This is a genomic window from Zhouia spongiae (assembly GCF_022760175.1).
Lineage (GTDB): Bacteria > Bacteroidota > Bacteroidia > Flavobacteriales > Flavobacteriaceae > Zhouia > Zhouia spongiae.
The window spans coordinates 2086851-2102836 of the sequence record NZ_CP094326.1 but is presented as its reverse complement, the minus strand read 5'-3'; the positions used below and the strand labels follow the sequence as shown (position 1 = coordinate 2102836).

15 protein-coding genes are annotated in these 15986 nt (G+C 39.6%); 11 read left to right on the top strand and 4 right to left on the bottom strand.

What is annotated here, in order from left to right:
- Positions 1–23: 23 nt before the first annotated feature.
- On the bottom strand, positions 24–1544 hold the full coding sequence (locus tag MQE36_RS09180) for a helicase HerA-like domain-containing protein (RefSeq protein WP_242935684.1): 1521 nt from the start codon (positions 1542–1544) through the stop codon (positions 24–26).
- 60 nt (positions 1545–1604) lie between these two features.
- Between MQE36_RS09180 and MQE36_RS09175 the strand changes: the two genes are divergently transcribed.
- From MQE36_RS09175 to ahr, 4 genes are all read left to right on the top strand, one after another.
- Complete coding sequence (locus MQE36_RS09175) at positions 1605–2045, top strand: RidA family protein (RefSeq protein ID WP_242935683.1); 441 nt, start codon at positions 1605–1607, stop codon at positions 2043–2045.
- A 119-nt stretch (positions 2046–2164) separates the two neighbouring features.
- On the top strand, positions 2165–2782 hold the full coding sequence (locus tag MQE36_RS09170) for a YqaA family protein (RefSeq protein WP_242935682.1): 618 nt from the start codon (positions 2165–2167) through the stop codon (positions 2780–2782).
- Positions 2783–2854: 72 nt separating this feature from the next.
- A complete protein-coding gene (locus MQE36_RS09165) occupies positions 2855–3469 on the top strand; it encodes a 7-carboxy-7-deazaguanine synthase QueE (protein ID WP_242935681.1) in 615 nt (204 codons plus the stop codon).
- Between the two features lie 112 nt (positions 3470–3581).
- On the top strand, positions 3582–4595 hold the full coding sequence (ahr, locus tag MQE36_RS09160) for an NADPH-dependent aldehyde reductase Ahr (RefSeq protein ID WP_242935680.1): 1014 nt from the start codon (positions 3582–3584) through the stop codon (positions 4593–4595).
- On the opposite strand, the gene MQE36_RS09155 is transcribed toward ahr, so the two are convergent.
- On the bottom strand, positions 4596–5306 hold the full coding sequence (locus MQE36_RS09155; protein ID WP_242935679.1) for a class I SAM-dependent methyltransferase: 711 nt from the start codon (positions 5304–5306) through the stop codon (positions 4596–4598).
- A gap of 81 nt (positions 5307–5387) precedes the next feature.
- Here MQE36_RS09155 and MQE36_RS09150 point away from each other — a divergent pair, with 81 nt between their 5' ends.
- Together MQE36_RS09150 and MQE36_RS09145 are read left to right on the top strand one after the other, a co-directional pair.
- Complete coding sequence (locus tag MQE36_RS09150) at positions 5388–5882, top strand: YkgJ family cysteine cluster protein (RefSeq protein WP_242935678.1); 495 nt, start codon at positions 5388–5390, stop codon at positions 5880–5882.
- Between the two features lie 24 nt (positions 5883–5906).
- Positions 5907–6740, top strand: coding sequence for a sterol desaturase family protein (locus MQE36_RS09145; protein ID WP_242935677.1), 834 nt, complete (start codon positions 5907–5909; stop codon positions 6738–6740).
- Here the strand turns inward: MQE36_RS09145 and MQE36_RS09140 are convergent.
- Positions 6737–7972, bottom strand: coding sequence for an exo-beta-N-acetylmuramidase NamZ family protein (locus MQE36_RS09140; protein WP_242935676.1), 1236 nt, complete (start codon positions 7970–7972; stop codon positions 6737–6739). The two genes, MQE36_RS09145 and MQE36_RS09140, sit on opposite strands and share 4 nt — an antisense overlap.
- 15 nt (positions 7973–7987) lie before the next feature.
- Here MQE36_RS09140 and MQE36_RS09135 point away from each other — a divergent pair, with 15 nt between their 5' ends.
- The 4 genes from MQE36_RS09135 to MQE36_RS09120 all read left to right on the top strand — a co-directional run bounded on the left by MQE36_RS09135 (position 7988) and on the right by MQE36_RS09120 (position 12033).
- Positions 7988–9223 carry an ABC transporter permease gene (locus tag MQE36_RS09135; protein ID WP_242935675.1) on the top strand — a complete coding sequence of 412 codons (1236 nt, stop codon included), beginning with the start codon at positions 7988–7990 and terminating at the stop codon, positions 9221–9223.
- Positions 9216–9500: a hypothetical protein gene (locus tag MQE36_RS09130; protein ID WP_242935674.1), complete on the top strand. Its 285-nt coding sequence runs from the start codon at positions 9216–9218 to the stop codon at positions 9498–9500. Before MQE36_RS09135 ends, MQE36_RS09130 begins: the two co-directional genes overlap by 8 nt.
- 221 nt (positions 9501–9721) lie before the next feature.
- Positions 9722–11527 (top strand): translational GTPase TypA, encoded by a 1806-nt coding sequence (gene typA / locus MQE36_RS09125; RefSeq protein WP_242935673.1) that lies wholly within the window; start codon positions 9722–9724, stop codon positions 11525–11527.
- Between the two features lie 263 nt (positions 11528–11790).
- Positions 11791–12033, top strand: a complete 243-nt coding sequence (locus MQE36_RS09120) for a uroporphyrinogen decarboxylase (protein WP_242935672.1) — start codon at positions 11791–11793, stop codon at positions 12031–12033.
- On the opposite strand, the gene MQE36_RS09115 is transcribed toward MQE36_RS09120, so the two are convergent.
- Positions 12030–12713: a cell division ATP-binding protein FtsE gene (locus tag MQE36_RS09115; protein ID WP_242935671.1), complete on the bottom strand. Its 684-nt coding sequence runs from the start codon at positions 12711–12713 to the stop codon at positions 12030–12032. The two genes, MQE36_RS09120 and MQE36_RS09115, sit on opposite strands and share 4 nt — an antisense overlap.
- A 223-nt stretch (positions 12714–12936) precedes the next feature.
- On the opposite strand from MQE36_RS09115, the gene MQE36_RS09110 reads away from it, so the two are divergent.
- The gene (locus tag MQE36_RS09110; RefSeq protein ID WP_242935670.1) at positions 12937–15957 is read left to right on the top strand and encodes a tetratricopeptide repeat protein; all 3021 of its coding nucleotides are present in this window, start codon (positions 12937–12939) and stop codon (positions 15955–15957) included.
- Positions 15958–15986: the final 29 nt, after the last annotated feature.

The following is a 15986-nucleotide window of genomic DNA, read 5'->3' as shown; positions in this document are numbered from 1 at the left end:
TTTACAGGTATTAGTATGTATAATTATTTTCTCATAACCTTATTTAATATACCAAAAACTCCGCGAATAAAGGTAGCACTGGTAAGCACTTTTAGTACCGGATTCATTCTGGAAGTTCCCGATGTCTTTCTTGAAGTCCGGTTTCTTTTTTCAGCTTCTTCCTTTGCCTTTTGTTGTGCTTCCTCCTCTGTTGCCTCTTCTATTTTTTTATTAAGTAACTCATAAGCACTTTCCCTATCGACAATGTCATTGTATTTTGAAGCAAGGTCTGATTCAGCTATCACCTCTTTTAATTCGGCATCGTCCAGAACATCCATCCTGCTCATAGGCGCTCGCATCATAGTTGCCGCCAAAGGCGTAGGTCTCCCTTTTTCATCAAGGGCAGTTACCAAAGCTTCTCCTATACCCAGACCGGTAAGAATCTCTTCTGTATCGTAAAACTCGGTTTCCGGATAATTCTGTGCTGTTAATTTAATTGCCTTTCTGTCTTTAGCAGTAAATGCCCGTAAAGCATGTTGCACTTTAAGTCCCAGTTGCGACAAAACCGCTTCAGGCACATCGGTCGGGTTTTGCGTTACAAAATAGAGCCCTACACCCTTCGATCGTATTAATTTTACAATACTTTCTATCTGATCCAGCAAGGCGTCTGATGCTTCTTTAAATATTAAATGCGCCTCATCGATGAAAAAGACCAGTTCCGGCCGGCCGGAATCCCCTTGTTCCGGAAAAGTATCATATATTTCGGCCAGAAGACTTAACATAAAAGTAGAGAAAAGCTTCGGCCTGTCTTGTATATCCGTAAGCCTGACTATATTGATAAAACCCCTTCCGTTTTCATCGATCCGACATAAATCATTCACCTCAAACGACTTTTCTCCAAAGAACAGCTCCGCTCCCTGCTGTTCCAACTCAATAATTTTTCGCATAATAGAACCGGTAGATGCTGTTGAAACCCTACCGTACATCCGCTGAAATTCTTCCCTCCCTTCGCCTGTTGCATACTGGAGTACTTTTTTCAGGTCTTTTAAGTCCAATAATGGTAATTTATGGTCGTCGCAATATTTAAAAACCACCGCCATTATCCCTTGCTGTGTTTCGGACAGATCTAAAATTCTGGACAACAGGACAGGACCAAACTCTGAAACCGTAGCTCTTAAGCGTACCCCGTCTTGCTCCGAAAGTGTAAACATTTCAACAGGAAAACTTTTTGCAGCATACGGCAATCCTATCTTCTGATGACGCTCAGTAATAAAGCTTTTCTCTTCACCTGGCTGGGCTAACCCACTTAAATCACCTTTTAAATCCATTAAGAGAACCGGAACCCCTTTCTCGGATAAATTCTCGGCTAAAACCTGTAAGCTTTTGGTCTTCCCCGTACCCGTAGCCCCTGCTATCAAACCATGTCGGTTAAGTGTTTTAAGCGGAATTTTCACAAATGCATCGGTAACCGTTTCTCCATTCTGCATTGCAGCTCCCAGAGTAATATAATCTCCCTTTGTCGTGTACCCTGTTTCTATATGATCAAAAAAACTATTGTTGCTCACTGTATCTTATTTTGTCATAAAAATAAGGTAATTTTAATCAAGATTGAAAATAGATACCCTATGAAAAATATTGTTTTATTGTGTTTATTGTTTTTAACCCCCTTAGTTAATACCATTGCTCAGAAAGCTATATTTCATAAATCTCACGAACCTGAGAAGCAGACTGCTTCTTTTAGTGATGTTGTAGAAGTTAACGGATTATTATTTCTGTCCGGTCAGATAGGTATAAACCACGCTAACAGAACCCTGGTATCAGGAGGTATAAAAGCAGAGACAAAACAAGCTATAGAGAACATAAAAGAGGTACTTGAACAACACAACCTTACGCTCGACCAGGTTGTAAAATGCACTGTTATACTCAGAGACATTAACGACTTTAAGGCTTTTGACGAAATTTACAAAAGCTATTTTACGAAAAAACCAGCCAGAACGACCTTTGCTGCTTCCGGTTTAGCCTTTGATGCCAAAATAGAGATCGAAGTCATAGCCGCCATGCACTAGCATTACTTTTATGTTAAACCTCCCTAATAAAAAGTTAAAGGCCTTCGTACTGCAAAAACTATCATTATCTTTGCTACCTTATTTTGAATTTTTTCAAAAAATTGCTTTTAAGTTTTTGCATGGAGAGAACAAACGTGAAAAGAAAAAAGTCTAAGGCTAAATTATTACATCAATATTACCAATATACGGGGTTTTACGACTTTGTATGGAAAAGTGTAAAAAAAGCGACACTACCTATCGTTCTGGTAATTGCCGCCATATTTGCTGTAGATTACTTTTTGTTTGATCTTAATGCTTTTTTTAAAGAAATGACCGAAACGCTTCCTCCTATGGGAGTCTTCACTATTTTCTTTATTTCTGAATCCTTACTTGGGTTAATTCCCCCTGAAATATTTATAGCCTGGGCAGGAAAGTCTGTCAAACCGATTTTCTTTTTGGCCATACTGGCCTTATTATCATACATAGGCGGATTAATATCTTACTTTATAGGTGTTGCTATTACAAAAATACCCTCGGTACACAGATATATGGAGGTGAAAATGCAAAAACATTTAAAGAACACCGCCAAATGGGGTGGTTTCTTAATTATTGTTGGGGCACTTTTACCTATTCCTTTTTCCATAACCTGTGTTGCTGCCGGAATTATCAACTTCCCTTTCAGGTATGTTACTTTATACGGAACCCTGAGATTTCTTAGGTTTGCCCTGTATGCATTGGTTATATTTAATGTAGTATAGAAATAAACTACAGTCTTTAAACCATAAAGTATAAACTATCATTATCTTTGCCCCATGGTTACAACAGCTATTATGGAGTTGGTAGAAAAAGGTGAGATGCTTCCGCTGATGGAAGAATTCTACACTATTCAGGGTGAAGGTCATCATACCGGAACTGCGGCATATTTTATCAGAGTGGGCGGTTGTGATGTGGGATGCCATTGGTGTGATGTAAAAGAAAGCTGGAATGCTGAAACCCATCCTCCCACAGAGATTTCAGGAATTGCAGAAAACGCTGCCAGATACTCGAACACGATTGTTGTTACGGGTGGAGAGCCCCTTACATGGAACATGAGCCCTTTAACTCATAAACTCAAGGAAAAGGGTCTCAGGATTCATATTGAAACCTCAGGAGCTTACCCGCTATCGGGAATATGGGATTGGATTTGTCTTTCCCCTAAAAAAATGAAACTTCCAAAAGAGGAGGTCTATAAGGCTGCCAACGAACTGAAAGTCATCATTTACAATAAACACGATTTTCAGTTTGCAGAAGAACAAGCTGCCAAAGTAAGCGGCAACTGCGAATTGTACTTACAACCTGAATGGAGCCGGAGAGAAAAAATGACCCCGGAAATCGTCGATTATGTAATGACGAACCCGAAATGGAAGATCTCTCTGCAGACCCATAAATACCTAAACATCCCTTAAGAATAATTTAGCGGATTCAGCGCTTAAACAAACTAATTCCTTTTATTGTTTTTTTGTACCTTTAAGACACTTATAATCAAAACTTTATTCATCTTAAAAACAAAAAAGCATTATGAATGTAGTAAATGCCTACGCAGCCCATTCAGCAGGTGGTAAACTGGAGCCATTCGAATACCAACTGGGTGAATTAAATAGTGATGAAGTAGAGATAAAAGTTCATTATTGCGGCCTTTGTCATTCCGATTTAAGCATGTTAAATAATGAATGGGGTATGACAACCTATCCCTTTGTACCTGGTCATGAAGTTACCGGAGAAATAACCGCCATCGGCTCAAGTGTAAAAAACTTAAAAGAGGGTGACCTTGTAGGACTCGGATGGATTTCCGGTGCCTGTATGCATTGCTACCAGTGCATAAACGGCGATCACCACTTATGCCATACTGCAGAATCTACCATTGTAAACAGGCACGGAGGATTTGCAGACAAGGTCAAATGTCATTGGTCTGCAGCCATCCTGCTACCCGAAAATATCAATATGAGCAAAGCCGGCCCGCTTTTTTGCGGAGGAATCACAGTTTTTAACCCTATTCTTCTGGCCAACGTAAAACCTACCGATAAAGTAGGTGTTATTGGTATCGGAGGTTTGGGCCATATGGCTGTAAAATTTCTAAACCATTGGGGATGTGACGTGACTGCCTTTAGTTCGCATCCTTCCAAAAAGGATGAGATATTAAACATGGGAGCTCACCGCGTCATCAATTCCAGAAACCCTGAAGAGTTCCAAAGCATTGCAGGAAGCCTGAATTTTATATTAAACACCACAAACGTAACTCTGGACTGGAATGCCTATTTAGGGGTTCTGGCACCCAAAGGAACATTTCATAATGTCGGTGCCGTTTTAGAGCCTATGGCCATTCCGGCTTTTAGTCTGATCATGGGTGAAAAATCGGTTGGCGGAAGCCCGATCGGAAGTCCCGCATTATCGCGTACCATGATCGATTTTTGTGTAAGGCATAACATATACCCGATTACGGAAGAATTCCCGATGCGTAAAGTAAATGATGCTTTAAAACATTTAGAAAGCGGAAAAGCCCGCTACAGAATTGTACTTAAAGCAAACGAATAACTAAGCTGTCGTTAATCTTGCCAGATAATCATAATGATCGCCTTCGAGAATCAGCTCACTGTTAAAACCATTGGCCTGCGCTGCGTTTGCCAGGGTATCGTAATCGATATACATCCAGTCTATAGGAGGTTCTTCTTCTCCTTTATACCGCACATAATAATCTACCTCCCCATAGTAATCCATGTCGGTAGGTATCCAATATCCGCCATCGTCATCCCGATCAAACATATAAACAATATCTGAAGAGTCCATTAATACCTGCCCCCCCTCATTCAACAAAGTCTTCAGCTTCAATAAAAAAGCAGAGATCTTCTTTAAACGGCCACACATGCCCGCTCCATTCATCAGCAATAAAATCGTATCGAACTTCTCTCCCTCCAGTTCCATAACATTCTGGAGACGAACATTTTTCAATCCTCGCATCCCTGATGCCTTTACCGCCCCCTCGGATATATCGATCGACAAGACATCTAAATGTTTTTCATTTTGAAGGTACAACGAATGACTGCCTGCACCGCAGCCTACGTCTAACACCCTCCCCTTTGAAAGATCCATTGCCCTTTTTTCGATTGCGGGCATTTCATCATACCCCCTGAACAAATAAGGCAAAGGCAGGTCGTCTTCCTCAGAAATTGAAGTTTCTGTTTTTATATCCTCGGTATAGTTACCTAATTGGTAATCAAGAATGGCTTTCCCAAAAAGATCTTTCATAAATTGATAGTGGTTATTTTAAAACAATCGGAAAGTGATATCGGTAAAAGATATTATTTTTGCGCCAAAGGCATATTGCGAATGGACGAATTTCTTAAACAACTTCCACAACTGGCCAAAGATAAGCATAAAGAAAATAAAAAGTATTTCTCTAAGCTTAAGAAAAAGCCTCCCAGGAATCTCGATCAGGTGATGCAGGAACTGCACCATGATGAATTCAACAGGACGGACTGTTTGACCTGCGCCAATTGTTGCAAGACCACCGGCCCCCTATTTACAAATGCCGACATAGAACGCATTGCCAAACATCTGAAATTAAAACCTCAGCAATTTATTGATCAGTATTTACAGATCGATGAAGACAACGACCATGTCCTTCAAAGCGTGCCATGCACTTTTTTAGATACCGACAACTATTGTCTGATATATGATGTACGTCCAAAAGCATGCAGGGAGTATCCTCATACCGACAGAAAAAAATTTCATCAGATATCCAATCTCACATTAAAGAACACCTCCATCTGCCCTGCAGCATACAATATAGTAGAAGCAATGAAAAAACGATTGCCTAAGTAATTCAAATAGACTATATTAGCTTCTATGGAAGTAATTATAGACTATTTTTCAACCATCCCTTCATCTCACAGAAGCCTGATCTTAGTTAGCGGGATTACGTTTTTCTGGTTATTGGAATATGCCAATCCACTTTTTAAATTCAAATACAAAAAATTCAAACATGCCTGGCCTAACATTTTTTTCACACTGACTACTATTGTTATAAATTTTTTTCTGGCCTTTATTTTACTAAAAACAAGCGACTGGACTGTTGAGAGCAAGTTCGGTCTGTTACAATGGCTGGAGTTCCCTCTATGGGCTACAATTGTTTTAGGGGTTCTGCTATTGGATTTTACAGGTGCTTATCTGGCTCATTGGGTTCAACACAAAATAAAACCGCTATGGATGTTTCACCTTATACATCATACAGACAATCATGTAGACACAACCACTGCGAATCGTCACCACCCCGGAGAAAGCGTAATCCGTTTCATTTTTACAACCCTTGGTGTCTTTATACTGGGCGCTCCTGTAGGTATCGTTATGCTATACCAATCGCTATCGGTTGTTTTTTCACAATTCAATCATGCCAATATAGAGCTGCCCAAAAAGCTGGATGACATTATAAGCTGGGTAATTGTATCTCCGGACATGCATAAAGTACATCACCACTATGTCCTTCCTTACACCGATACCAATTATGGGAATATTTTCTCGATCTGGGATCGCTTATTCGGCACTTTTGCCAAAATAAGAAATGAAGAAATTACCTATGGCGTAGACAGCTACCCCGATGTGGATTCCAATGCCCATATCGTCAAATTATTAAAACTCCCATTTAAAGGATACAGACCGCCAACGGGCGGAAAATTCGATTAATTATATTTAAGATACTTTTTTCTTATTATTTTAAACTGTTCGATCCCTTCTTGCCAGGTTTCCCTTATCTGATTCTCAGTCCATCCGGCTTCTATTTGTTTCCGCAATTTTTCTGTTCCCGCATGGAGTGTAAACGACCTGGATTTAAAGAATTTTAATTTATCCTTAGTTCCGTTATAGGCTTTTATCAACCACTCTAAATTTACGCTTTTGGGGGACGGTTCATCACTTAAATCTTCCCCATAACAAAGTTCGCCGTTGTGCTTCGGATCTTTAGCACCAAAATTCGGCTCGGGTGTATAGGTAAAGGTAAATACTTCACTATCTAAAAACGGAGCCCCGTATCGCTGAAACTGAAATCCTGTTCCCCTTCCTGCATTAACATCCGTTCCTTCAAAAAAGCCCAAACTGGGATATAGCTGTATAGACTGGTCGTTTGGAAGGTTAGGCGAAGGCCTGATCGGCAGGCTATAATCCATATCTCTGGAATAATTCTCCATCAACACCGTTTCCAGATCACACTTAACTCCGTTCTTCAGCCATCCTTCCCCGTTTACCATAGCAGCATATTCTGCGATAGTCATTCCATGCACCAAAGGAATGGTGTGCATCCCCAGAAAACTCCTGTGTTCTTTTTCTAAAGTAGGCCCGTCGACATAACCTCCATTAGGATTGGGGCGGTCAAAAACGATTACCGGAATATCATTCTCGGCACAGGCCTCCATTACATAATGCATTGTCGATATATAAGTATAAAAGCGAACTCCCACATCCTGAATATCAAAAATCACCATATCGACATCTTCTAACTGGGCTTTGGCTGGCTTTTTGTTCGACCCGTATAACGAAATAAGCGGCAATCCCGTTTTAGCATCCTTTCCGTCTTTAACATGCTCGCCGGCATCGGCACTTCCCCTAAAACCATGTTCCGGGGCAAACACCTTCGTTACCCGAACCCCACAACGCAAAAGAGAGTCAACCAAATGAGTATAAACCGTATCAGACTTGTAAATAACCGAAGTCTGGTTGGCAACAACAGCAACATTCTTCCCCAAAAGTTTAGGTAAATACACTTCTGTCCTGTTCGCTCCAATGACTATTTTCTTTTGCTTTTCTGAGATAGTATCCCCGATGATTTCATTTGTTTTTTCCGGACTTTGTTGCAGTACATGACTATTACCACAAGAAATCATCAGTAAAAACAACAATAAAAATGTATTTTTGAATTTCATAAACTGCTTCAAATTTTGAATTTAGAATATTTTATAGCCAAACGACTCATAACCGGAAAGTCTCACAAGAATAACGTTTCCGGCCCCATCATAAAAATTGCCATTGCAGCAATAGCCCTTGGTCTCATTATGATGATGATTGCCATAGCAACCGGAGTCGGTTTACAGCGCAAGATACGAGAAAAAGTTTCAGCGTTCAATGGAGACATTCAAATTTACAAGTTTGACAATAACACCTCTGATGCTTCCGTTGCACCTATAGACATTCATCAGGATTTTTATCCCGGTTTTAAAACGGTTTCCGGAATAAAGCACATCCAGGCAGTAGCTTCTAAATGGGGCATCATACGAACCGACGAAACTTTTGAAGGCGTTAATGCCAAGGGTGTCGGAGCAGATTATAACTGGAGTATATTCAAAGAATACCTTATTGACGGTAAACTTCCCGATTATTCAGGAAAAAGAAATGAAGAGGTTTTAATCTCAAAATATCTTGCAAACCGGCTGAAGTTCAATATCGGAGATTCGTTTTATACTTTCTTTCTTAAAGACAATGAATCGGAAATTCCAAACCAGTTAAAACTCAAGGTCGTTGGTATTTATGAAAGCGGATTCGAGGAATTCGATGCCAATTATATGTTTGTCGACCTGAGACATGTTCAGAGAATGAACAAATGGACAGAAGATCAGATTGGAAATTTTGAGGTCTTTATAGACGATTTCAATGAATTGCAAATAAAAGGGATCGAAGTATTCGAAAGTCTTCCCCCTACACTTGATGCGCAAACCATAGCCGACAAATACTATCATATTTTTGAATGGCTAAAACTATTCGATGTTAATATTGCCATTATTATCGGGATTATGATCCTGGTTGGAGGCATCAATATGATAACCGCCCTGTTGGTCCTTATTTTAGAACGGACTCAAATGATCGGCATCCTGAAAGCTATCGGGAGCAACAACTGGAACATCAGGAAGGTTTTTTTATACAATGCCGCTTACCTCATTGGTATTGGTATTATATGGGGCAATATGATAGGTTTAGGTTTGTTACTTGCTCAAAAATATTTTGGCTTTATTAAATTAGACCCTTCTAATTATTATGTAAACGAAGCCCCCGTATACATCAGTCCTATACATATTATAACACTGAATATTGGCACACTTGTATTGTGTTTGTTAATGTTACTGGTGCCTTCTTACATCATTACCAAAATTTCGCCTGCAAAGTCTATTAAGTTTGAGTAAACAACCTCGGAACAAGCTCACGAGAGGACGGGCAGCATACCTTTTTAGCGATGCGGGATTAAATCTCGATGGTCGAATAAAAGTTACAGAACTGACAAAAGTGTTTTGTTTGTATCCGGCATTGACAAATAGAAAAGATGTGACTATAGATAAAAAAGCAGATTGCATTTTCCTGGACGCTACCTTTTACGACAGTGAAGAAACAAAATATATTTTATCCATTTCAATCACACTCACCCTATATTACAAAAGAACAGCCGGCAATACCAGACAGTAATCAATATCGGCTTTAACATTGCTCACTCCCGGAATGTCTTTAAACACTAAAAACCAGATTGTTCCGACATAAAAAAATCATTCACAAAAACCAAACAACTTGAAAAATAAAACGTACCTTTGCACCCTTAAAATCAAGGGGTTAAAAACAAAGGCTACTCTTTAACAATCAGAATACTAGTGCTTTTACCCTGAATTTAAAACTATAACAAGGGTTTATTTATGACTGCAATTAAAAACATTGCCATTATTGCACACGTTGACCACGGTAAAACTACTTTGGTTGATAAAATTCTTCATCACTGCGAACTTTTCCGTGATAATCAGGAAACGGGAGAACTCATTCTTGATAATAACGATCTGGAACGTGAAAGAGGAATTACGATTCTTTCTAAAAACGTTTCTGTAAATTATAAAGGAACCAAGATCAATATCATTGACACTCCTGGTCACGCCGATTTTGGTGGTGAAGTAGAGCGTGTATTGAACATGGCCGATGGTGTTTTACTTTTAGTAGATGCATTTGAAGGCCCTATGCCGCAAACACGTTTTGTACTTCAGAAGGCTATCGAAATGAGGTTGAAACCGATTGTAGTGGTCAACAAAGTTGATAAAGAGAACTGTACCCCTGATGAAGTACATGAAGCTGTATTCGACCTGATGTTCGAATTAGGTGCTGAAGAATGGCAGCTTGATTTCCCAACTGTTTACGGCTCTGCCAAAAACAACTGGATGAGTGACGATTGGAACAACCAGACAGAAAACATCGAACCGTTACTGGATATGGTAGTAGAGCATATTCCTTCTCCTAAAATCGAAGAAGGTTCCTTGCAGATGCTTATTACCTCTTTGGATTTCTCTTCTTATACCGGACGAATTGCGATCGGCAGATTACAAAGAGGGTCATTAAAACCTGCTATGAATGTATCCCTGGTAAAAAGAGACGGTTCTGTAGTAAGATCTAAAATTAAAGAACTACATATTTTTGACGGTCTGGGGCGTAAAAAAGTAGAGGAGGTAAATGCCGGTGATATCTGTGCTATTTCAGGCCTTGAAGGATTTGAAATAGGCGATACCATTGCCGATTTTGAAAATCCGGAAGGTTTACCGACCATCGCTATTGACGAACCGACAATGAGTATGTTGTTTACCATCAACGATTCTCCGTTCTTTGGTAAAGAAGGGAAGTTTGTTACCTCCCGCCATATTAAAGACCGTTTGGAAAAGGAATTGGAACGTAACCTTGCGCTGCGTGTTCAAGATACGGGAAGCGCAGATAAGTTTATGGTATTCGGCCGTGGAGTACTCCACCTTTCTGTACTTATTGAAACCATGAGACGTGAAGGATATGAACTCCAAATCGGACAGCCGCAGGTTATCCTTAAAGAAATTGACGGTCAGAAATGCGAACCGGTTGAAGAGCTCACCATCGACCTGCCTGAAAATGTATCGGGTAAAGCTGTAGAAATGGTTACTATACGTAAAGGTGAAATGCTAAGCATGGAACCCAAAGGAGAACGCATGATCCTTAAATTCAACATCCCCTCAAGAGGGATTATCGGATTAAGAAATCAACTATTGACAGCTACTGCCGGTGAAGCCATTATGAACCACCGCTTCTTGGAATTCCAGCCGTTTAAAGGCGAAATCCCTGGACGTATTAACGGTTCACTGATCTCTATGGAAAAAGGAACCGCTATCCCTTATTCGCTCGACAAGCTCCAGGAAAGAGGGAAATTCTTTATTCATCCTGGTGAAGATATCTATACCGGGCAAGTGATTGGTGAGAACTCCCGTGGCGATGATATGGTGGTGAATGTTACCAAAACCAAAAAATTATCAAACGTAAGATCTGCCGGTGCCGACGACAAAGTGAAACTGGCACCGCCAATTAAATTCTCCCTGGAGGAAGCTTTGGAATACATCCAAAAAGATGAATATGTTGAAGTAACGCCGGAGTCTCTCCGCTTAAGGAAGATATTTTTAGATGAGAACGAACGTAAGCGCAGAGAAAAGGAACTGGGTTAATTTTCTATCAGCCGCCTCGGGGCAGGTCGCAAGGCATTAAAAGAAAAACTAATACACTTTTTAATGTAAGTCCCCTGAAATTCCGCTAGAAACATTTCACAAGGCAAGCGCCTGAGAACCCCCGACGTTATCGGGGTTAAATCCCGATAATCGAGCAATCAATAACACAAAAAATCCCGTATTAACGGGATTTTTTGTGTTATTATGTATTTCCTTCTTATTTTTAATAGAAATCCGTTAACCATCTTTTTAATACATCTCATATGGATATTTCAGGAATACCATTCACCGAATGGGTAGGTTATGCCGCCTCCCTGGGTGTTTTGTTATCATTTTTAATGAAAAATATTGTAACCTTAAGAACGGTCAATATGATTGGCTGTGCTTTGTTTGTTGCTTACGGATTCATGTTGCAGACTTCCTGGCCCATAATCGTAACCAATCTGGCTATTTTTGTAGTAAACGGTTTTTACCTGCTTAAACTAAAGAAAAAATCAAATTCCTAAACATTCTTCTGAACAACTTCGAAAACTTTGCTCCCGTCACATTTAAGAGTCTTGGACGGATACTTCAACAGTAAGGCATAATCGTGGGTGGCCATCAGAATCGTTCTTCCGTTCTTATTAATATCCTGGAGTACTTTCATAACCTCAACACTTGTTTGCGGATCAAGGTTCCCCGTCGGCTCATCTGCTAAAATGAGTTCGGGGTCATTTAGCAAGGCTCTTGCGATCGCTACCCGTTGCTGCTCCCCTCCCGATAACTGGTGTGGATATTTAAATCCTTTGGTTTTCATCCCGACCTTACTCAGAACTTCTTCTATTTTCAGGTTCATTTCTTCCTTATCTTTCCAGCCGGTTGCTTTAAGAACAAAAATCAGGTTATCATTTACATTCCTGTCCGGCAATAACTTAAAGTCCTGAAAAACAACCCCCAGCTTTCTCCTTAAAAAAGGAATATCTTTTTCTTTTAACCCCCTGAGGTCATATCCGACAATACTTCCCGATCCTTGTGTAAGCGGCAAATCGCCATAAAGTGTCTTCATAAAACTACTCTTACCACTACCGGTTTTACCTATCAGGTATACAAACTCTCCCTCATTTATACTGAGGTTTACTTCACTTAAAACCAGATTTTCCCGTTGATAAACAGCTACTTCTCTTAACTCAAGAATGGTATTTGACATACTAGATCTTTATTTGAATTCAAAAAGAAAGTATAAAAACAACTTTCAGTTTTTATACAATGTTGTAAAGGTAACAACTAATTTAGTTTAACAAAATTGTATCATTGCATCTGGCTCAATTTTTGCTCATAAATGAGTCCTTAGTATAATTATAACACGAAACCTGCGTTATTAGTGTGACTGTTATCCTATATTTGATGCTAAATTTAAAAAGAAGCGTTTCATGAACATCCGTAAACTTGCTTGCCTTTCTATTTTACTATTATCCGCCAGAGGATTTGCCCAAGAATCGGCCATATACACCAACCCTTCTAAAGATTATTTAAGGGCTCTCGACTTATATAACGAGCGACAATACCAGGCATCTCAAAATATTTTCACCGACGTAAAAGAACATACGACAGATATTGAAACCCAGGCTAACTGCTCTTATTATATTGCCAATGCAGCTATCAGGTTAAACCAGTTAGGTGCTGAACGTTTAATGGAAGACTTTGTAGAAAATTACCCTACTTCGACAAAACGAAACTCTGCCTTTATAGATGTTGCCAATTACTATTTCGATCAGGGAAAGTATGCAAATTCCCTGAAATGGTACGACAAAGCCGAAGACCAGAGTATGAGCTATAATGAACGTGAAGAGTTCAATTTCAAAAAGGGTTATGCGCTTTTTAAGGCCAAAAAACACAAAGATGCGAGAACGTACCTCAACCGGGTGATTACTTCTGAAAAATATGGTTCACAAGCGAAATACTATATCGGTTACATCGCTTATGAAAGTGATAATTACGGAGAAGCCGATACATACTTCAGTCAGGTTTCAGGAAATGAAGAACTGAACGACAAACTTTCGTATTACCAGGCCGATATGAATTTCAAAAAGGGTGATTTTAAGAAGGCCATCTCTTTAGCCACACAACAGTTGGCAAAAGCAGATCCCAAAGAAAAATCTGAATTAAGTAAAATCGTCGGGGAAAGCTATTTCAATTTAGAACAATACAATGAAGCCATACCTTACCTGAAAGAATATAAGGGAAAAAGCGGCAAGTGGAACAATGTGGACTTTTATCAGCTTGGATATGCCTATTACAAACAAGGCGATTATGAGAATGCCATTAATCAGTTTAACAAAATAATTGATGCCAATGATCCCGTTGCCCAAAACGCTTATTACCATTTAGCTGAGTGTTATATTAAAACTGATAAGAAACAACAGGCACTCAATGCATTCAGGAATGCCTCGCAAATGACCTTTGTGGAACAAATAAGAAAAGATGCAGCTCTTAACTATGCTAAATTAAGCTATGACGTGGGCAACCCATATGAAAATGTTCCGCAGGTGCTCACCAACTATTTAAACAATTATCCTGAAAGCTCAAACAAACAAGAGATTCAGGAGCTTCTGGTCGACTCATATATTACCTCCAAAAATTATGATGCAGCTCTCGAACTTTTGGAAAAAAACAGGAGTTTCAGCAGTAAGACAACTTATCAGAAAGTTGCTTTCTACCGTGGACTGGAACTTTTTAATGACGGAAAATATCAAGATGCACTGACATACCTTGATAAATCACTTAAAGAGACCCAGGATGCCGGTTTTACCGCCAGAGCGACATTCTGGAAGGCAGAAGCCGATTATATTTTAAACAGATACAACGATGCTGTCGTAGGATTTAAACAATTTGAACAAAGCAATGCAGCCCGGACAACACCCGAATACAAGAATCTTTATTACAACCTGGGCTACGCCTATTTCAAACAAAAAAATTATGAACAGGCCATCTCGTATTTCAAAAAATATGACGCCAGCGAAAAACAAGACTCGCAAAGGTTAAACGATACCTACTTAAGGCTGGGAGACAGTCATTTTGTTACCAGTAAATACTGGCCGGCCATGGAATACTACAACAAAGCCATTGCTTTAAATAAAGTCGATGCTGACTATGCGCAATTCCAAAAAGCCATCAGTTATGGTTTTGTTGAACGTCCAAACCAGAAAATAGACCAGCTCGAAAAGTTTGTCAACGATTACCCGAACTCTACACTAAGAGATGATGCTTATTACGAATTAGGAAATACCTATGTAAACAACAACCAGACCGGTAAAGGCATCTCATCATATAACAAACTGGCCCAGGAATACAGAATGAGTTCTTATGTTCCGAAAGCCATCCTTAAAGAAGGACTTATCTATTACAATGCAGGTCAAAACAACGAAGCTCTAGTAAAGTTCAAGCAGGTTGTAAAAGATTATCCTGATACACAGGAGGCCGTACAAGCCGTTTCTACTGCTAAAATGATTTATGTTGAAGAAGGAAAGGTAAACGAATATGCCAATTGGGTAAAACAACTTGATTTTGTAGAAGTTTCTGAAAGTGACATAGAAAATGCTGCTTATGAAGCTGCCGAACGCAAATTCGTCCAGGGGGAAACCAGGGCCTCCGTAAAGGGTTTTGAAGATTACCTGGAGCAATTTCCTAATGGAGCACATGCCATTCAGGCTAATTTTTATTTAGCGCAATCTTATTTCAATACGGGAGAAACCCAAAAATCCATTCCGCATTACAAATACGTCATTAAAGACAGAAACGAGTTTACCGAACAGGCACTGGCGAGGTTAAGTCAGCTATATATTGACAAGGGTCAAAACGAAGCTGCTATCCCGATCTTAAAGCAATTAGAAATTCAGGCCGACTATCCGCAGAACATCACTTTTGCACAGTCTAACCTGATGAAAATAAATTACGAACTAAAGAATTACAGTGAAACGCTTACTTATGCTGAGAAAGTGCTCAGCAACGGTAAGATCGATAACCGGATAAAAAGCGATGCCCAGATAATGATCGCCAGATCGGCTGTTAAAACCAATAATCAGGAACTGGCTAAATCGGCATACAGCCAAGTACAAAAAATAGCCACCGGGGCTCTAGCTGCCGAAGCTTTGTATTATGATGCATACTTTAAAAACAAAGACGGGGCATTCGAGGCTTCCAATGAGGCTGTTCAGAAACTTGCCAAAGATTATGCCGGTTATAAAGAGTTTGGAGCAAAAGGATTGATTGTCATGGCTAAAAACTTTCATGCGTTAGACGATGCCTTCCAGGCTACCTATATATTGGAAAACGTAATGAACAATTTTGCCGATTATCCGGATATCGTTAAAGAGGCTGAAACTGAACTTCAAAGAATTAAGTCTCAAGAATCTCTCAGGAATTCTTCAGTTTCTCCAACCGATCAAAATTAATCAGCAAGTATTACAAAAAACAGTTTGAC